General features: G+C 70.5%; 15 protein-coding genes and 1 pseudogene. 7 read left to right on the top strand and 9 right to left on the bottom strand.

The window, feature by feature from the left end:
• Window positions 1–18: 18 nt before the first annotated feature.
• Complete coding sequence (hsaA, locus tag ACFHYQ_RS26975) at window positions 19–1,185, bottom strand: 3-hydroxy-9,10-secoandrosta-1,3,5(10)-triene-9,17-dione monooxygenase oxygenase subunit (protein ID WP_394303946.1); 1,167 nt, start codon at window positions 1,183–1,185, stop codon at window positions 19–21.
• 217 nt (window positions 1,186–1,402) lie between these two features.
• Complete coding sequence (locus ACFHYQ_RS26970) at window positions 1,403–2,581, bottom strand: acyl-CoA dehydrogenase family protein (RefSeq protein WP_394303945.1); 1,179 nt, start codon at window positions 2,579–2,581, stop codon at window positions 1,403–1,405.
• A gap of 118 nt (window positions 2,582–2,699) precedes the next feature.
• On the opposite strand from ACFHYQ_RS26970, the gene ACFHYQ_RS26965 reads away from it, so the two are divergent.
• The 3 genes from ACFHYQ_RS26965 to ACFHYQ_RS26955 all read left to right on the top strand — a co-directional run bounded on the left by ACFHYQ_RS26965 (window position 2,700) and on the right by ACFHYQ_RS26955 (window position 5,172).
• Window positions 2,700–3,140: an SgcJ/EcaC family oxidoreductase gene (locus ACFHYQ_RS26965; protein ID WP_394303944.1), complete on the top strand. Its 441-nt coding sequence runs from the start codon at window positions 2,700–2,702 to the stop codon at window positions 3,138–3,140.
• Between the two features lie 59 nt (window positions 3,141–3,199).
• On the top strand, window positions 3,200–4,309 hold the full coding sequence (locus tag ACFHYQ_RS26960) for an acyl-CoA dehydrogenase family protein (protein ID WP_394303994.1): 1,110 nt from the start codon (window positions 3,200–3,202) through the stop codon (window positions 4,307–4,309).
• Between the two features lie 80 nt (window positions 4,310–4,389).
• On the top strand, window positions 4,390–5,172 hold the full coding sequence (locus ACFHYQ_RS26955; protein WP_394303943.1) for a glucose 1-dehydrogenase: 783 nt from the start codon (window positions 4,390–4,392) through the stop codon (window positions 5,170–5,172).
• Here ACFHYQ_RS26955 and ACFHYQ_RS26950 read toward each other — a convergent pair.
• Window positions 5,167–5,730 carry a YceI family protein gene (locus ACFHYQ_RS26950; protein ID WP_394303942.1) on the bottom strand — a complete coding sequence of 188 codons (564 nt, stop codon included), beginning with the start codon at window positions 5,728–5,730 and terminating at the stop codon, window positions 5,167–5,169. The genes ACFHYQ_RS26955 and ACFHYQ_RS26950 overlap by 6 nt on opposite strands.
• Window positions 5,731–6,080: 350 nt before the next feature.
• On the opposite strand from ACFHYQ_RS26950, the gene ACFHYQ_RS26945 reads away from it, so the two are divergent.
• Entirely contained in the window at window positions 6,081–6,437 is a 357-nt protein-coding gene (locus ACFHYQ_RS26945) for an ArsC/Spx/MgsR family protein (protein ID WP_394303941.1), read from the top strand.
• A 3-nt stretch (window positions 6,438–6,440) separates the two neighbouring features.
• Here ACFHYQ_RS26945 and ACFHYQ_RS26940 read toward each other — a convergent pair whose 3' ends face one another.
• Entirely contained in the window at window positions 6,441–7,610 is a 1,170-nt protein-coding gene (locus tag ACFHYQ_RS26940) for a lactate 2-monooxygenase (RefSeq protein WP_394303940.1), read from the bottom strand.
• 352 nt (window positions 7,611–7,962) lie between these two features.
• Between ACFHYQ_RS26940 and ACFHYQ_RS26935 the strand changes: the two genes are divergently transcribed.
• The 3 genes and pseudogenes from ACFHYQ_RS26935 to ACFHYQ_RS26925 all read left to right on the top strand — a co-directional run bounded on the left by ACFHYQ_RS26935 (window position 7,963) and on the right by ACFHYQ_RS26925 (window position 10,862).
• Window positions 7,963–9,009 (top strand): quaternary amine ABC transporter ATP-binding protein, encoded by a 1,047-nt coding sequence (locus ACFHYQ_RS26935; protein WP_394303939.1) that lies wholly within the window; start codon window positions 7,963–7,965, stop codon window positions 9,007–9,009.
• Between the two features lie 142 nt (window positions 9,010–9,151).
• A pseudogene (locus ACFHYQ_RS26930) lies at window positions 9,152–9,874 on the top strand (ABC transporter permease); the annotation flags it as partial.
• Between the two features lie 67 nt (window positions 9,875–9,941).
• Window positions 9,942–10,862 (top strand): glycine betaine ABC transporter substrate-binding protein, encoded by a 921-nt coding sequence (locus tag ACFHYQ_RS26925; RefSeq protein WP_394303938.1) that lies wholly within the window; start codon window positions 9,942–9,944, stop codon window positions 10,860–10,862.
• A 101-nt stretch (window positions 10,863–10,963) separates the two neighbouring features.
• Here ACFHYQ_RS26925 and ACFHYQ_RS26920 read toward each other — a convergent pair whose 3' ends face one another.
• The 5 genes from ACFHYQ_RS26920 to glyA are packed head-to-tail and all read right to left on the bottom strand — an operon-like array spanning window position 10,964 to window position 17,180.
• The gene (locus tag ACFHYQ_RS26920; RefSeq protein WP_394303937.1) at window positions 10,964–11,575 is read right to left on the bottom strand and encodes a sarcosine oxidase subunit gamma; all 612 of its coding nucleotides are present in this window, start codon (window positions 11,573–11,575) and stop codon (window positions 10,964–10,966) included.
• Window positions 11,568–14,384 carry a 2Fe-2S iron-sulfur cluster-binding protein gene (locus ACFHYQ_RS26915; protein WP_394303936.1) on the bottom strand — a complete coding sequence of 939 codons (2,817 nt, stop codon included), beginning with the start codon at window positions 14,382–14,384 and terminating at the stop codon, window positions 11,568–11,570. Before ACFHYQ_RS26915 ends, ACFHYQ_RS26920 begins: the two co-directional genes overlap by 8 nt.
• On the bottom strand, window positions 14,381–14,659 hold the full coding sequence (locus ACFHYQ_RS26910; RefSeq protein WP_394303935.1) for a sarcosine oxidase subunit delta: 279 nt from the start codon (window positions 14,657–14,659) through the stop codon (window positions 14,381–14,383). The genes ACFHYQ_RS26915 and ACFHYQ_RS26910 overlap by 4 nt, the downstream gene beginning before the upstream one ends.
• A gap of 35 nt (window positions 14,660–14,694) precedes the next feature.
• On the bottom strand, window positions 14,695–15,912 hold the full coding sequence (locus ACFHYQ_RS26905) for a sarcosine oxidase subunit beta family protein (protein ID WP_394303934.1): 1,218 nt from the start codon (window positions 15,910–15,912) through the stop codon (window positions 14,695–14,697).
• The gene (gene glyA, locus ACFHYQ_RS26900; RefSeq protein WP_394303933.1) at window positions 15,912–17,180 is read right to left on the bottom strand and encodes a serine hydroxymethyltransferase; all 1,269 of its coding nucleotides are present in this window, start codon (window positions 17,178–17,180) and stop codon (window positions 15,912–15,914) included. The genes ACFHYQ_RS26905 and glyA overlap by 1 nt, the downstream gene beginning before the upstream one ends.
• Window positions 17,181–17,208 lie beyond the last annotated feature (28 nt).

Here is a 17,208-nt window from a genome sequence, read left to right as displayed (position 1 = left end):
GGGATCTCGGACAGGGCGTCAGATCATGTTGTCGGCGACCGGGAAGCCGAGAAGGCCCTTGCCGTACATGGTCAGCGCGCGCTCCGGGTCGTTGACGGCGTGGACCCGGCCCGCGTGCGCGTCCCGCCAGCCGCGCTGGATGGCGTTGCCGTGCGCGAGGGCGCGGCCGCCGGCGCTCTCGAACAGCATGTCGACGGCCTTGATGCACCGCTGGGTGGCGAGGACCTGGTCACGGCGGGTGCGCAGCCGCAGTTCGAACGGGAGCTCCTGCCCGGCCTCGGCGTGCCGCAGCAGCTCGCTGATGTTGCGCTCCATCAGCGCCCAGGCGGCGTCGATCTCACTCGACGCGGTGGCGATGCGGACCTGGGCGTGCGGGTCCTCCGCCACCTTGTTCCCGTACGAGACGCTGATGCGCTGCTTGGTGTGCTTCACGTACGCGTCCAGCGCGCCCTGGGCCATGCCGACGATCGGCGTGCTGATCGTGGTGCTGAACACGGCGGCGAACGGCAGCCGGTACAGCGCGGCGGTGTTGACCTCGTTGCCGGGGCAGTCGCACGCGGAGGTGAGGGAGAAGCTCAGCGTGCGGTGCTCCGGCACGAAGGCGTCCTCGACCACGATGTCGTTGCTGCCGGTGCCGCTCAGGCCGATGACGTTCCACACGTCGTCGATCCGGTAGTCCGAGCGCGGCAGCAGGAAGGTCCGCATGTCGACCGGGGCGCCGTCCGGCCCGGTGATCAGGCCGCCGAGGAACACCCAGTCGGCGTGGTCGCAGCCGGAGGAGAAGCTCCAGCGCCCGCTGACCCGGAAGCCGCCCTCCACAGGAGTGATCTTTCCGGTGGGCGCGTAGGAGGACGAGATCCGCGCGTTCGGGGTCTCCCCCCAGACGTCCTCCTGCGCCTGAACCGGGAACAGCCCCAGCTGCCACGGGTGCACGCCGAGGACCGAGGCGATCCAGCCGGTGGATCCGCAGGCGGCGGCGATCTCCTTGACCGCCGTGTAGAACGTCACGGGGTCGGCCTCGACGCCGCCGTAGCGCTTGGGCTGCAGCAGCCGGAAGAACCCGGCCTCGGCCAGCTCCTTCACGGTGGAGTCCGGGATCCGGCGGGCCTCCTCGGCCTCGGCGGCCCGCTCCCTGATCGCGGGAATGAGGCCGCGCACGGCCTCGAGGACCTCCTGCTCGGTCATGTTCGTTCGCTCCTCGCTGCTACGCCTCTAGGTCGTGTCCCTAGCGCACGGGTCGGTCGTCAGTACGCTAGGCGAAATGTCCCGATTCGAAATAAGGGGTTTCCCGGTGAGCGGGAACCGGCCGCCTGGGAACCCGCCGGGCGCGGATGGCACGAAGGGCCGGCCCCGCCTGGGGCCGGCCCTTCGATTCCGGGTCCGATATGTGCCGTGATCCGGGTCAGCGGGCCTCGCGGGGCAGGCCCAGCACCCGCTCGGAGATGATGTTGCGCTGGATCTCGTTGGAGCCCGCGTAGATCGTGTCGGAGCGGGTGAACAGATAGAGCCGCTGCCAGTCGTTCAGGTCGTACGGCCCGCCGTCGGCGATCATGCCGGCCGCGCCGAGCACGTCCATCGCCAGCTCGCCCAGCTCCCGATGCCAGATGCCCCAGACGAGCTTGGAGATCGACGACTCGGGGCCCGGGGCCCCCGCCGCGATGCCCGCCATGGAACGGACCGCGTTCGACCGCATGGCCTCCAGCCCGATCCAGGACCGGACCAGCCGGTCGCGCAGCAGCGGGTCGTCGATCGCGCCGGTCCGGCGGGCGAGATCGATGACCCCCTCGAGCTCGCGGCGGAAGCCGACCTGCTGGCCGAGGGTGGCCACGCCGCGTTCGAACCCGAGGGTGGCCATGGCGATCTTCCAGCCGTCGCCCGGTGCGCCCACGATGTCGCCCGCGTCGGTGACCGCGTCGTCGAAGAAGACCTCGTTGAACTCGCTCGTGCCGGTCATCTGCACGATCGGGCGGATCTCCACCCCGTCCTGCCGCATCGGCACGAGCAGGTAGGACAGCCCGCGGTGACGGGCGGACCCGGGCTCGGTGCGGCACACCACGAAGCTCCAGTCGGACTCGAGCGCGAGGGAGGTCCACACCTTCTGCCCGGTGATCCGCCATCGGTCGCCGTCGAGCTCGGCTCGGGTCTGCACGTTGGCCAGGTCGGAGCCGGCGTTGGGCTCCGAGTAGCCCTGGCACCACAGCTCCTCGACCGCCACGATCGGCGGCAGGAAACGTGCGCGCTGCTCGTCGGTGCCGAACGCGATGAGCGTCGGGCCGAGCAGGTTCTCCCCGATATGGTTCACCCGCGCCGGCGCGTCGGCGAGGGCGTACTCTTCGTGGAAGATGACCTGCTGCTCGACGCTCGCGCCGCGCCCGCCATGCTCCTTGGGCCAGCCGACGCAGGTCCAGCCCGCGGCGGCCATGTGCCGCTCCCAGGCGAGCCGGATGTCGAACGCCTCGTGCTCACGGCCGGGGCCGCCCAGCCCGCGGGCGTGCGCGAACTCACCCGAGAGGTTGTCCTCCAGCCAGGCGCGCACCTCGGCTCTGAACCCCTCGGCCCTGAACGTCTCGTCCTGATTCACAGGGTTTACTCTACCAAACGATTGTTAGAAACTATCGGGGTGTCCCACCCCCCGGGAGTCCTCCCGATGACCGGGACGTGCGATCCACCCCGCGTGGTCCGGCCCTAACCTCGGCCTGATGGGCAGCCGTACTCGCACCGCGAGTGCATCCCATCGGCAGCGGGCCGGCCCTGTGAAGACCAAGGAGGAACCCGACATGCCCACTCCCAAGGAAGCGCTCCAGGGTTACATCGACGCCTGGAACGCCGGTGACGCCGAGGCGATCATCGCGCTCTTCGCCGACGACGCCGTCATCGTCGACCCCTACGGCACGCCCCCGCACGAGGGCCGGGACGCGATCCGCGCGTTCTACGAGGGGGGCGTCAAGACCGGTGCCAAGCTCAGCCTGGACACCCCGATCCGGGGTTCGCACGGCGACCGCGCCGCGATGGCGTTCACCGTCGAGCTCGCCTTGGAGGGCGCGGCCAAGCGCATCCGGGTGATCGACGTCATGACCTTCGACGAGCACGGCAAGATCTCCCGCATGGAGGCCCACTGGGGCCCCGACGACATGGAGTAGTCGTAGCCGCACGTCGCGAGCGAGTCGAACCCCCGACCGAGGAGACTGATTTGATCAGCATGGACGAGCAGGAGGAACTGCGCCGTACGGTGCGCGCCCTGCTCGAGCGCAACCCTCCGGCGCGGCCGGCGCCGGACGCCGAGCCCGGCTACGACGAAGCCGCATGGACGCTGCTCGCCGAGCAGGTGGGCGCCGCCGGCCTCGCCGTACCGGAGGAGCACGGCGGAGCGGGCTGCACCCTGGCCGAGACCCACGTGGTGTGCGAGGAGCTGGGCCGGTCCCTCGCCGCCGTGCCCTATCTGGGCTCGGCGGTCCTGGCCACCCAGGCGCTGCTCGCGTGCGGGGCTGTCGAGGCGCTGCCCGACCTCGCCGACGGCAGCCGCGTCGGTGCGCTGGCCTGGGCCGAGAACGGAGCTTCCGGACCCTGGGATCCGGCCGCGATCAGCACCCGCGCCGAAGCCGGCGGACCCACCGGTGTCACCCTCACCGGGGTGAAGGAGCACGTGCTCGACGGTGCCCGCGCCGATCTGTTCATCGTGCCCGCCCGGACGGAGGACGGCGATCTCGCCGTCTACGCTGTCGAGCCGTCCTCGGCGGGCGTACGGGTGGAGCCGCTGACCACGCTCGACCGGACCCGCCCCCAGGCCCGGGTGACTTTCGAAGCCGCCCCCGCGCGGCTGCTGTCCGCCGACGGGGACCGCGTCCTGGACCGGCTGCTCGCGGTGGCCGCCACCGCGCTCAGCGCCGAGCAGCTCGGCGGCGCGCAGCGCTGCCTGGAGATGACGCTCGACTACGTCAAGACGCGGGAGCAGTTCGGCAGGCCGATCGGCTCGTTCCAGGCGATCAAGCACCGGCTGGCGGACCTCTACGTGCTGGTGGAATCCGCCCGGTCGCTCAGCTACGACGCCGCACACGCGCTCGCCGAGGACGCGCCCGACGCCGGCGTACGCGCCACGACCGCGCAGGCGTACTGCGCGGAGGCGTTCTCGACCGTGGCGGCCGAGACCATCCAGCTCCACGGCGGCATCGGATTCACCTGGGAGCACGACGCCCACCTGTATTTCAAGCGCGCCCACTCCGCGGCCCAGCTGTTCGGCGACGCCGCCTGGCAGCGCGCCCGCCTCGCCCCGGCCGTGCTGGGCTCCGTACCGGCGGGGGCGTCGGCTTGACGCGTCGTTTCGAGGCATCGCGCTGAGGCGTCAGCCGGGCGGGTTCCAATCATAGGCAATCGAACAGTCAGGGAAGCAAGATGTCCGGTCTGCAGGACAAGGTAGTCATCGTGACCGGCGGCGCACGCGGCATCGGAGCCGCGGCGGCCGCCCGCATGGCCCAAGACGGCGCGAAGGTGGTGATCGCTGATCTGCTGGAGGAGGACGGCCGTAAGACCGCCGACGCTCTCGGCGGGCTGTTCGTCCAGCACGACGTGACCAGCGAGGCCGGCTGGGCCTCGGTCGTCGAGACCGTGACAGGCGCCTACGGCAGGATCGACGGCCTGGTCAACAATGCCGGGGTCGCCTGCAACAGCCTGATCGAGAACGAGAGCCTCGAATACTTCGAACAGGTGCTCAAGATCAACCTGACCGGCGTCTTCCTCGGGATCAAGGCCGTCATCGAGCCGATGAAGGCGGCCGGCGGCGGCTCGATCGTCAACATCTCGTCGGCGGCGGGCCTGACCGCCCTGCCGTTCACGTCCGCTTACGGGGCCTCCAAATGGGGCGTGCGCGGCCTCACGAAGATCGCATCCGTCGAGCTCGGTCGCTACCGCATCCGGGTCAACTCGATTCATCCCGGCATGACCTACACGCCGATGACCGCCGAGGTCACCCAGCTGGGAGAGGGCCTGTTCCCTCTCGCCGCCCTCGGCCGCGTCGGCGTGCCGGAGGAGATCGGCGAGGCTATCTCCTTCCTCGTCTCCGCCGACTCGTCGTACGTGACCGGCGCGGAACTGGCCGTCGACGGCGGCTGGACGACAGGAGAGAACGTCATGCTGGCCCAGGTCGAAGCCCAGACCGCCGAGGCCCGGTCCTCATGACGTCGAGGGCGCGGCGGCCAGTCCGACGTCGAACCGCACCTCGACGTCGTCACTGAGCTTGAGCGCGCCGAAGAACGCCGAATAGGGCTTGATCCCCCATCGGCTCTGGGTGACCGTCGCCGTCCCCTGCACCCGGCCGTCGGCGAACCGGCAGTCCAGGGTCACCGGACGGGTCACCCCGACCATCGTGAGATCGCCTTCCACCCGGAACGACTCCGGAGCACCGTCGACGCGGGTCGATCGGAAGGCGATCGTCGGGTGCTCCCCGGTATGGAGGACCTTCTCCCGGATGTTCTTCTCGATCTCCCGGCGATCGGAGACGGTGAGCGGTTTCACGCCCCCGGTGCCCTCCCGGACCTCGAGCGAGCCTGCCTCGGCCTGCACGGTCAGCGAGGAGGCCGCCGGGTCGCCGGTGTCGACCACGGCCTCCCCGTCCCAGCGCGTGACCTCGATGACGAGGTCGTGGCCGGCCTTGGCGCCCAGCCCCGTCCGGCTCGTCCTGACGAGGAACCGGCCAGACTGCGTCCCCAGGTGATATTTCCCGTCGGCGACATCCATATCCCCAGGCTAACCCCGCCCTCACGCCTCACTTAGCGGGACCGACCCCTACCCCCCACCCCCCGTGATCTTGCGAATACTCGCATGTAGGTGCCGAGAGCAGGCACTTCACATTTGATGATCTTGCAGTTTCTCGCAACCCCTCCCTCCCATCAGCGAAAACATCGTTCGTGATCTTGCATTTCGCGACCAACCGCAAGATCACGTAATGCATAAGGGCACGTCAGGAGGCCTGCCTGCGAGTATCTGCAAGATCACGGGAGTGTTCAGGGCGGCTGTGGTGTTCGTGTTGACCGTGTTGGTCTCCGCCCCTGGGCCTCGGGGGCGGCGGCTGCGGAGACAATGGGCGTATGGAGATCTGGATCAATCCGGCCTGCTCGAAGTGCCGGTCCGCGCTGTCGCTCCTGGACGCCGAGGGCGCGGAGTACATCGTTCGGTACTACCTGGAGGAGCCGCCAAGCACCCAGGAGATCGAGGACGTGCTGGACCGGCTCAAGCTGGAGCCCTGGGACGTCACCCGCCTCGGCGAGCCACCCGCGATCGATCTCGGCATGGCGTCGTGGCCGCGGGAGCAGGCGGATCGTGCGCGGTGGATCGAGACCCTGGCCGCGCACCCCTCCCTGATCCAACGGCCGATCATCACGGCCGACGACGGAACGGCGGTGGTCGGCCGCTCGCCCGAGGCGGTACGGTCCGTTCTCCCGTAGCGCTCAGGTCGAAGTGAGCAACTCTGGGGTGATCTCGGCCGGGCAGGTGACGCCGACCAGTGCCATGGCGATCTCCAGTTCGGCCAGCAGGCAGCGGATCACGTGCCGCACCCCGGCCTCTCCCGCCAGGCCGAGGCCGTAGGCGTACGGACGGCCCAGCATGACGGCCTTCGCCCCCAGAGCAAGCGCCTTGATCACGTCGGAGCCCGTACGTATGCCGCTGTCGAACAGCACGGTGATCTGGTCTCCGACGGCGGCGGCCACCCCGGGCAGCGCGTCGAGCGAGCCGATCGCGCCGTCGACCTGCCTGCCGCCGTGGTTGGACACGACGACGCCGTCCATGCCCGCGTCCACGGCCCGCCGCGCGTCGTCCGGATGCTGGATGCCCTTGAGCATGATCGGCCCGTCCCAGTGCTCACGCAGGAAAGCCAGGTCGTCCCAGGTGAGCGAGGGATCGCCGAACGTGCCGGCCCAGCGCATGATGGCGGCCTCCCGGTCGGCTCCGTCGCCATCGAACGGGCCGCCGACGGCCCGCTGGAACGCCGGGTCGGTGAAGTAGTTGGTCACGCCGATGCCGCGCAGGAACGGCAGGTACGCCAGATCGAGGTCGCGTGGCCGCCAGCCGAGAGTGTGCGTGTCCAGCGTGACGACGAGCGTCGTATATCCGGCGGCGGACGCCCGCGTCAGGAAGCTCACCACCACGTCCCGATCACTCGACCAGTAGAGCTGGAACCACCGAAGGCCGCCGGCGTTCGCCTCGGCGGCCTGCTCCATGGAGTGGGAGGCCGCCGTGCTCACCACGAGCGGCACGCCCAGGTCCGCGGCGGCACGCGCCACGGCGAGGTCCCCGTCGGGATGCATGATCGCCAGGACGCCGATCGGCGCGAGTAGCAACGGGACCGGCAGCGTCTGCCCGAGAAGCCGTACCGACAGGTCCCGTACGGCGACGTCGCGCAGCATGCGCGGCACGAGCCGCCTGCGCTCGAACGCCTCCCGGTTCGCGCGGGCCGTCGACTCGGTGCCCGCCGCCCCCGCCACATAGCCGTACGCGGCCGGGGCGAGCCGCTCCCCCGCGAGCCGCTCCAGCACGGTGAGGTCGGCGGGCAACTCCGGTCGCACGTCGCCCAACCCGTTCAGGTAGATCTCGTTCTGAAAGCCAGCAGGCGAACCCATCTCCAGTTCATTCCCCATACGCCAGCTGAGATGACTCGGGCGAATCCGGGCAGAGCATGGGCGTGTGGTCCCGCGGGCGGACCCCTCCAGATCCACGACATGACGCATGCACAAAGTCAGCGAAAAATCAACGTAGAATAAATTTCTGTGATATGAGTCACACACTGGAGCGAGCTCTGGCCCGACGCACCTATCACCTCCAGGTCACGGCGGTCTTTGCCTCCCCGCCACCGTCTCGTGACCCCCGGCTCCTGGAGGCCCCTGGCATGTGAAGCTCCTCTGACTATCCTCGAAATCTCGGCCCGAACCGATTTCACTCAGGGGAGGACACGCCGCAAGGCGCAACAACCACGTGCCAGAAATACGCGCCGAGGGAGTCAACAAGATTTTCTCGAGGAAACCCGGGCAGGTCGCTCGCCTGATCTCCACAGGGGCTTCCGCCGAGGACATCCGAGCCGCCGGAGCCACACCCGCCGTGCTCGATGCCACGTTCGATGTGCAACCAGGAGAGATATTCGTAATCATGGGGCTTTCCGGGTCTGGAAAGTCCACTCTGCTCCGGATGTTAAACGGCCTGTGCACTCCCTCATCGGGCCGCGTCCATGTCTCCGGGGAAGAGATCACCTCACTGGGAGCGAAGAAGCTGCGAAACCTCCGGCAGCGCGCGGTGAGCATGGTCTTCCAGAACTTCGCCCTGTTCCCCCACCGCAGCGTGGTGGAGAACGCGGCCTACGCCCTGGAGGCGCGCGGAGTCCCGAAGGCGGAGCGGCTGGCCAAGGCCCGTGAGTTTCTCGGCCTGGTCGGCCTGACGGACTGGGCGGACCGGCTGCCGGGCGAGCTGTCCGGCGGGATGCGCCAGCGGGTCGGCCTGGCCCGCGCGCTGGCCGCCGAGACCGACATCCTGCTGATGGACGAGGCCTTCAGCGCCCTGGATCCGCTGATCCGCCGCGATATGCAGGACCAGCTGCTGAGCCTTCAGCGGAGTCTGGACAAGACCATCGTGTTCATCACCCACGACCTGGCGGAGGCCATGCGCATCGGCGATCGCATCGCCATGATGCGGGAGGGCCGGATCGTGCAGATCGGCACCCCACAGGAGATCCTCACCGACCCCGCCGACGACTATGTCGCCCGGTTCGTTCAGGACGTCGACCGAAGTGCGGTCCTCACCGCGCAGGCCATCATGCTGCCGCCCGGCGAGGCACTGACCCTGGACAAGGGGATCACCGTATCCGCCCGGGCCCCACTCGCGGAGCTGCTCGTCCCCGCCGCGCAGAGCCCGGCGCCCCTCGCCGTCGTGGACGACGCCGGCGGGCTGCTCGGCGTGATCCCCCGGGAGACCCTGCTCAACGCACTCGCGACCAGCCAGACCGAAGAGCGGAAGGTGCCCCTTGGCTGACGGCCAACTGCCCCGTATCCCGGTGGGTGAGGTGTTCGAGAGCGGCGTGGACTGGCTGACCGCCAACCTCGCGCCGGTGTTCACCTTGGTGGAGGCAGTCCTCGACGGCGCGGTCTCGACCCTGGTATCGGCACTCCTCGCCCCGCCCACACTCGTCACGATCGCCCTGCTGGCCTGCCTCGGCTGGTGGCTGCGCGGCTGGCGGTTCGGCCTGATCTCGCTGGCCATGGTGGCGCTGATCGACGCCTTGGGCCAGTGGGAGGCCGCGATGACCAGCCTGGCGCTGGTCCTGGTGGCCAGTCTGGTGGCCGGGGCGGCCGCATTCCCCCTCGGCGTGCTGGCCGCCCGGAACGACGCCTTCAGCAAGGCGATCCGGCCGGTGCTCGACTTCATGCAGACGATGCCGGCTTTCGTCTACCTGATCCCCGCCGTGATGCTGTTCAGCATCGGGGTCGTACCCGGCATCGTCGCCACGATCATCTTCGCCATGCCGCCCGGGGTACGCCTCACCGAACTCGGCATCCGGCAGGTGAACCCCGAGATGGTGGAGGCCGGCGAGGCATTCGGCACGCCACCCGCGCAGATCCTGAGCCGGGTGCAGATTCCTCTCGCGTTGCCGTCCATCATGGCCGGGGTCAACCAGGTCATCATGCTCGCCCTGTCCATGGTGGTCATCTCCGGAATGGTCGGCGCGGGCGGGCTCGGCGAAGTCGTGCTGGAGGGCATCACCCGGCTGCAGATCGCCAAGGGCTTCGAGGGCGGCCTGGCCGTGGTGATCCTCGCCATCTACCTCGACCGTGTGACCGCCGCGCTGGGCGCCCGCTCCGCCGTCGCGCGCGCGGAAAGGACCGCCCAGTACGCATGAACGCGCCACGGGCAAGACGAACCGCCGCAAGCAAGAGCAGTACCCCCTGTAAGGAAGGATCTCAACCGTGCGCACCGTCAGAGGCCCTCGCCGCCTCCTGACCATAATCGCTGCTGTCACCACCCTCGCTGTGCTCGCCGTGGGCTGCGGCACCGGCGACGAGTCGGCCACCACCGCCACGGCGGGCGCCGACACCCCCAAGAAGGCCGTCACGATCGGGTGGATCCCCTGGGACGAGGACATCGTCGTCACCCACCTGTGGAAGAAGATCCTCGAGACCAAGGGCTACGAGGTCAAGCTGCTCAACCCCGACGTGGCCCCGCTCTACGCCGGCCTGGCCAAGGGCGACATCGACCTGTTCTTCGACTCCTGGCAGCCCATCACGCACGCCGACTACTGGAAGCAGTACGGCGACAAGCTGGAGGACCTGCAGGTCTGGTACGACAACGCCAAGCTCACCCTGGCGGTGCCGGACTACATGACGGACGTCAAGACCGTCGAGGACCTCAAGGCCAAGGCCGGTGACCTGGGCGGGAAGATCGTGGGCATCGAGCCCGGCGCCGGTCTGACCCGGGTCACCGAGCAGGAGGTCATGCCCGGCTACGGCCTGGACGGCGACTACAAGCTGCTGAAGTCGTCCACCGCGGCCATGCTGGCCGAGCTGAAGAAGGCCGTCGAGGCCGAGAAGCCGATCGCGGTCACCCTGTGGCGCCCCCACTGGGCCTACGCCAAGTTCCCGGTCCGGGACCTCGAAGACCCCAAGGGCCTGCTCGGTGCGGCCGAGGAGATCCACGCGATCGGCCGCAAGGGCTTCGCCGCCGACTTGCCCGAGGTCGCCGGCTGGCTGAAGAAGTTCACCATGACCGACGAGCAGCTCGGTTCCCTGGAGGACCTGGTCCTCAACACCCACAAGGAGGGCGAGGAGGAGAAGGCCGTGGACGAGTGGCTGAGCGCCAACCCGGACTTCATCACCTCGATCACCGGCTGATCTGCCGTTTCTCCGTCCGTCCCGGCCCCGAAAGCGACCGGGACGGGCGGCCTTCGGCGGTGATCACCCGCTTGCCGTGACGATGGATCGCCGGCTTCGTGTCAGGTGACGTGTTCGGCGGCGGCGTCGAGGAGCCATTCGGCGACGTAGCCGGCGAAGGACGAGCGGCACAGCACCCAGAACTCGTCTGTCTCCCGGGCGACGAGCACGACCTGGGCACGCGCCAGCAGCGTCTGCGCGCACCGGCCGGGGCCGAAGACCCGGGGATGCAGGTCGAGCGCGCAGCCGTGGGCCAGCACGTCACGTGCCCGCGCGCCTGCGAGCACCAGCGTCGTCCGCTGTGCCGAGACGTCCACGACGGAGACGTGACCGTCCGCCGATCCCGCCGCCTCCACCAACCGATCATGCGGCCCCACGCCGCCGGCCCCGCTCTCGCCGTCGTCCGGCCCGAGGACGAGCCACTCGTCGGGGCCGAGCCACAGCACGGTCAGGTCCCCGGACCGTACGGCACTGCCCGGCTCAACGGGCAGTGCGGTGCCGAGCGCGCGGCCGATCCGCTCGGCCGCGGGGCTCTTGGGATCCACCCGGAGGTTGAGCTGCGTCAGGAAGGGGATCTCGGCCAGGCGCAGCGCCCCGCCCGCGCTCGCCGCCTCGAACCCGGCCGCGAACCCGGCCAGCGGACTCCTGCGCTCAGCACTCCTGGGCTCAGCCATCGCGGCGTGCTCCTTCCGGGTCGTACAGAACATGATGGGTGACCGTCACCGGGATCATCTCCTCCCCCATCACCGCATGCAGCCGCTCGCCGACGCGCTCGCGCCCGCCGCTGATCAGCGCGAGCGCGAAGGTCCGTCCGAGGGCGGCGCTCCGGTAGCTGGAGGTGACGTGGCCGAGCGCCCGGGAGCCGCCCGGCTCCACCAGGTGAACGCCCTCGGGCGGCAGCCACCCGGTGTCCTCCGGCAGCAGCCCGACGAACTGCTTGCGATCCGGCCGCGCGGTGTCGGCCCGGCCGAAGGAACGCTTGCCGATGAAGTCGGCCTTCTTCTTCGACACCACCCAGGCCATGCCGAGGTCCTGCGGGGTGACGGTGCCGTCGGTGTCCTGCCCGATGATGGGATATCCCTTCTCCGCACGCAGGACGTGCATGGTCTCCGTCCCGTACGGCGTGACGCCCGCGGCGTTGACCGCCTCCCAGAGCGCGAGGCCGTACCAGGAGCGCACGTTGATCTCGTAGGCGAGCTCGCCGGAGAAGCTGATCCGGCACACCCGCGCGGGGATGCCGGCGACCTCGGCGTCCCGCCAGGTCATGAACGGGAAGCTCGCGTTGTCCACGTCGAGGCCCGGAGCGAGACCGGCGAGGACCTCGCGCGAGCGCGGCCCGACGAGCGCCACCGTCGCCCACTGCTCGGTGACCGACGTGCAGTGCACCCGCAGCGAGGGCCACTCGGTCTGCAGCCACTCCTCCATCCAGTCGAGCACGGCCGCCGCGTTGCCGGTGGTCGTGGTGGCGAGGAAATGGTCCTCGGCCAGGCGGATGACCGTGCCGTCGTCGAAGACCATGCCGTCGGGGCGGCACATCACGCCGTACCGGATCGAGCCGACGGGCAGCGTGCTCATCATGTTCGTGTAGAGCCGGTCGAGGAACTCGGCGGCGTCCGGCCCGATCACGTCGATCTTGCCGAGCGTCGAGGCGTCCATCATCGCCACGTCCTCGCGGGCCGCCCGGCACTCGCGCAGCACCGCGGCCGTCATGTCCTCCCCGTCCAACGGGTAGTACCACGGCCGCTTCCACTGCCCGACGTTCTCCAGCGGCGCGCCGCGGGCCACGTGCCAGTCGTGCATGGCGGTGACACGCACCGGGTCGTGCAGGTGCCCCCGGTCGCGCCCGGCCAGCGCCGCGAAGGAGACCGGCGCGTAGGGCGCGCGGAAGGTCGTCACGCCGAGGTCGGCCACGTCGAGGCCCAGGGCGTGCGCGGTGATCGCGCTGGTCAGCAGTCCGGAGGTCCGGCCCTGGTCGTGGGCCGTCCCGGCGGTGGTGTACCGCTTGACGTGCTCGACCGAGCGCAGCCCGGCCCCGGTCGCGCGCAGCACGTCGGCGACGGTCACGTCCCGCTGCAGGTCGACGAAGTGCTCGCGGTAGTCGCCCCCGTCACCGTCGGCGGCGGGCACCAGCCACAGGTGCCGCGCGGGCGCCGCCGCGGGCTCGTTCTCGACCGCCGGCGGCGGAGCCTGGTCCGGTACGGCGAAGCCCGCCGCGGCGATCGCCCGCCGACCGGCCTCGGCGCCGTCGCGCAGGCAGCCGGACAGGGTCGGTACGCCCCGGGCCGACCCGGCGACCTCCACCGCCTGGTGGATGTCGCGAGCCTGAGTGTCACCGGGCACGAACGCGCCGATCTCCTCGTCGAACCGCAGCGTGCCGCCCGCCTGGCTGAACAGGTGGACGACCGGAGTCCAGCCGCCGGAGACGAGCAGCAGGTCGGCGGGCACGTCCCGGGCCTGCCCACCCTCCTCCGGGGCGATCACGACGGAGGAGAGCTCACCCTCTCCCCGAGCGGCCGTCACCACATGCCCGGTGAGCACGTCGATGCCGCGCTCGGCGCACCGGCGCACCCACTCCTCGCCCGGCGCCCGCCGCACGTCGACGATCGCGGCGATCTCGATCCCGGCCGCGGCCAGATCGAGCGCGGCGGGATAGGCGCTGTCGTTGGTGGTGAAGACGACCGCGCGCCGCCCGGGCCGCACGCCGTACTGGTTGACGTAGGTGCGGGCCGCTCCGGCGAGCATGACACCGGGCAGGTCGTTCCCGGCGAAGGCCGGGAACCGCTCGTGGGCTCCGGTCGCGTGCACCACCCGCCGGGCCCGGATCCGCCAGATCCGCTCACGCGCCGTCGCGGCGGGCGCGGCGGCGCCCAGATGGTTCGTCCGCCGCTCGACCGCGACCAGGTAGTTGTCGTCGTAGTGGCCGAAGACGGTGGTGCGGCACAGCACCCGCGCATCGGCGAGGCCGTCCAACTCGGCGACGCGCTCGGCGGCCCAGCGACGGCCGGGCAGGCCGTCGACGGTCTCGGCGGTGCCGAGCAGGCTGCCGCCGGGCTCGGGCCGCTCGTCGGCGAGGATCACCCTGGCGCCGCCGCGGGCGGCCTCGGCGGCGGCCATCAGCCCGGCCGGTCCCGCCCCGACCACGAGCACGTCGCAGTGGGCGTGCACGGTGTCGTACCGCGCCGGGTCCGGCCGGTCGGCGAGCCGGCCCTTTCCGGGCAGGCCGGTGGCGACCAGGCCGTCATAGATCTCGACGGTCGTGGCGGGCAGCATCGGCTCGGGGAAGGGCGTCTCGATCTGGACGAGCGCGTTCGGCTCCTCACCGCCCGCCGAGAAGATCCCCCTGGGCCGGCCGAGCTTCACGCTGGTGGCCACCCGCCGGACGCCGTTGGCCAACAATGCGGCCGCCAGCGTGTCTCCCCTGCGGCCCTCGTAGTCGCGGCCGTCGAAGCGGAACCGCACCACCTCACCCGGGCGCGATGTCATGCGATCACCGGCCGGGGCTCGCCGATCCGGTAGACGGCGTGGATCTCGTTGGTCGCGGTGTCCCGTACGACGTTGAACCAGCGGCGGCAGCCCGCCGAGTGGCTCCAGCGCTCGGCGAGGCGGCCCTTGGGGTTGTCCCGGAAGAACAGGTAGCGTGCCCACTCCTCATCGGAGAGGGCGGCCGGGTCCTCCGGATAGGCCACGTGCGCCTGACCGCCGTAGTGGAACTCGATCTCGTCACGCGGCCCGCACCAGGGGCAGGGGATCAGCAGCATTCGTACGGGCTCCTGTAGCGACGCGGCAAGCGGAATCAGTGGGCGACCGCGGCGGCGCCGTGCTCGTCGACGAGCGCCCCGGTGGTGAATCGGTCGAGGGAGAAGGGTGCGTTGAGCGGATGCGGCTCGCCGTGCGCGACCGTGTGCGCGTAGCACCAGCCGACCCCGGGGGTGGCCTTGAAGCCGCCGGTGCCCCAGCCGCAGTTGACGTACAGGTCGTCGACCGGCGTGAGCCCGACGATCGGCGAGGCGTCGGGGGTGACGTCGACGACCCCGCCCCACGTCCGCAGCACGTGAGCGCGGGCGAACACCGGGAACAGTTCCAGCGCGGCGGCCATCTGGCGTTCGATGATGTGGAACGCTCCCCGCCGGCGGTAGGAGTTGGCCGCGTCGATGCCCGCCCCCATGACCAGCTCCCCCTTGTGGGCCTGGCTGACGTAGACGTGCACCGCGTTGGACATGACCACGGTCGGGTGCACCGGCTCCAGCAGCTCCGACACCAGCGCCTGCAGCGGGTGGCTCTGCAGCGGCAGCGCCACCCCGGCCATCGCGGCGACCACCGATGAGTGGCCGGCCGCGCACAGCGCGACCTTGCCCGCCGCGATCGGGCCCCGGGTGGTCCGCACCCCGGTCACCCGGCCGTCGCGCACGTCCAGCCCGGTGACCTCGCAGTTCTCGATCAGGTCCACGCCGTACGCCGCCGCGGCGCGGGCGAACCCCCACGCCACGTAATCGTGCTTGGCGATGCCGGCCCGCGGCTGATAGGTCGCGCCGAGCACGGGATAGCGCACGTCCGGGGAGATCTCGACGATGGGGCAGACCTCCTTGACCTGCTCCGGTTCGAGCCACTCGGCGTCCACGCCGTTCAGGCGGTTGGCGTGGACGCGCCGGACGCTGTCACGCACGTCCTGCAGGCTGTGGGCGAGGTTGAGCACGCCGCGCTGGCTGAACAGCAGCGGGTAGCCGAGATCGTCCTCCAATCCCTCCCAGAGCTTGAGCGCGTGCTCGTAGATGCCCGCGCTCTCGTCCCACAGGTAGTTGGACCGGATGATCGTCGTGTTGCGCGCCATGTTGCCGCCGGCGAGCCAGCCGCGTTCCAGCACCGCGACGTTCGTGATGCCGTGATTTTTCGCCAGATAGTAGGCGGTGGCGAGGCCGTGGCCGCCGCCGCCGACGATCACTACGTCGTACGAGCGCTTCGGCTCGGCGGCGGCCCACAGCCAGTCCGGATGATCCGGGAGATTCTCTGTCATCAGGTCAGTTCCGGGTAGAGGGGATGCTTCGCGGCGAGGGCGCCGACCCGCTCGCGCAGCGCCGCCAGGTCGGCGCCCGGCCGCAGCACCTGCGCGATCACGTCGGAGACCTCCTCGAACTCGGGCCGGGCGAACCCGCGGGTGGCCAGGGCCGGCGTGCCGATCCGCAGACCGGAGGTGACCATCGGCGGCCGCGGGTCGAACGGCACGGCGTTGCGGTTGACCGTGATGCCGGCCTCGTGCAGCCGGTCCTCGGCCTGCCTGCCGTCCAGCTCGGACTCGCGCAGGTCGACCAGCACGAGGTGGACGTCGGTCCCGCCGGTCAGCACGCGTACGCCCGCCTCGGCGACGTCGGCGACGAGCAGCCGGTCGGCGAGGACCCGCGCGCCCTCCAGCGTGCGCCGCTGACGGTCGCGGAACCACTCACTCGCCGCGATCTTGAAGGAGACGGCCTTGGCCGCGATCACATGTTCGAGCGGCCCGCCCTGCTGACCGGGGAACACCGCAGAGTTGATCTTCTTGGCCAGGTCCTCGGTCGACAGGATCACCCCGCCGCGCGGCCCGCCGAGTGTCTTGTGCGTGGTGGTGGTCACCACGTGGGCGTGCGGCACGGGCGAGGGGTGCAGCCCGGCGGCGACCAGGCCGGCGAAGTGCGCCATGTCGACCATGAGGTACGCCCCGACCTCGTCGGCGATCCGCCGGAAGGCCGCGAAGTCCAGGTGACGGGGGTAGGCCGACCAGCCCGCGATGATCATCTTGGGCCGGTGCTCGTGGGCCAGGCGGGCCACCTCGTCCATGTCGACGAGGTTGTCCTCCTGCCGGACGTGGTAGGCGACCACGTTGTACAGCCTGCCGGAGAAGTTGATCCGCATGCCGTGCGTGAGGTGGCCGCCGTGGGCCAGGTCGAGCCCGAGGATCGTGTCCCCCGGCTCCAGCAGCGCGGCCATCACCGCGGCGTTGGCCTGCGCGCCCGAGTGCGGCTGCACGTTGGCGGCCTGCGCGCCGAAGAGCTCCTTGACCCGGTCGATCGCGAGCGCCTCGACCACGTCGACGTGCTCGCAGCCGCCGTAGTAGCGCCTGCCCGGGTAGCCCTCGGCGTACTTGTTGGTGAGCACCGAGCCCTGCGCCGCCATGACCGAGACGGGGGCGAAGTTCTCCGAGGCGATCATCTCCAGCGTGCCGCGCTGACGGCGCAGCTCGTCGCCGATCGCGGCGGCGATCGCGGGGTCGACCTCGGCGAGCGGGGTGTCGATCAACGGTTCGTTCACCGTTTCCAGCCTTTCGTCGCATGTGACG

Origin of the sequence: Sphaerimonospora cavernae (assembly GCF_042435035.1) — a bacterium.
Taxonomy (GTDB): Bacteria; Actinomycetota; Actinomycetes; order Streptosporangiales; family Streptosporangiaceae; genus Sphaerimonospora; species Sphaerimonospora cavernae.
This window is presented reverse-complemented; position numbering and strand designations above follow the sequence as displayed.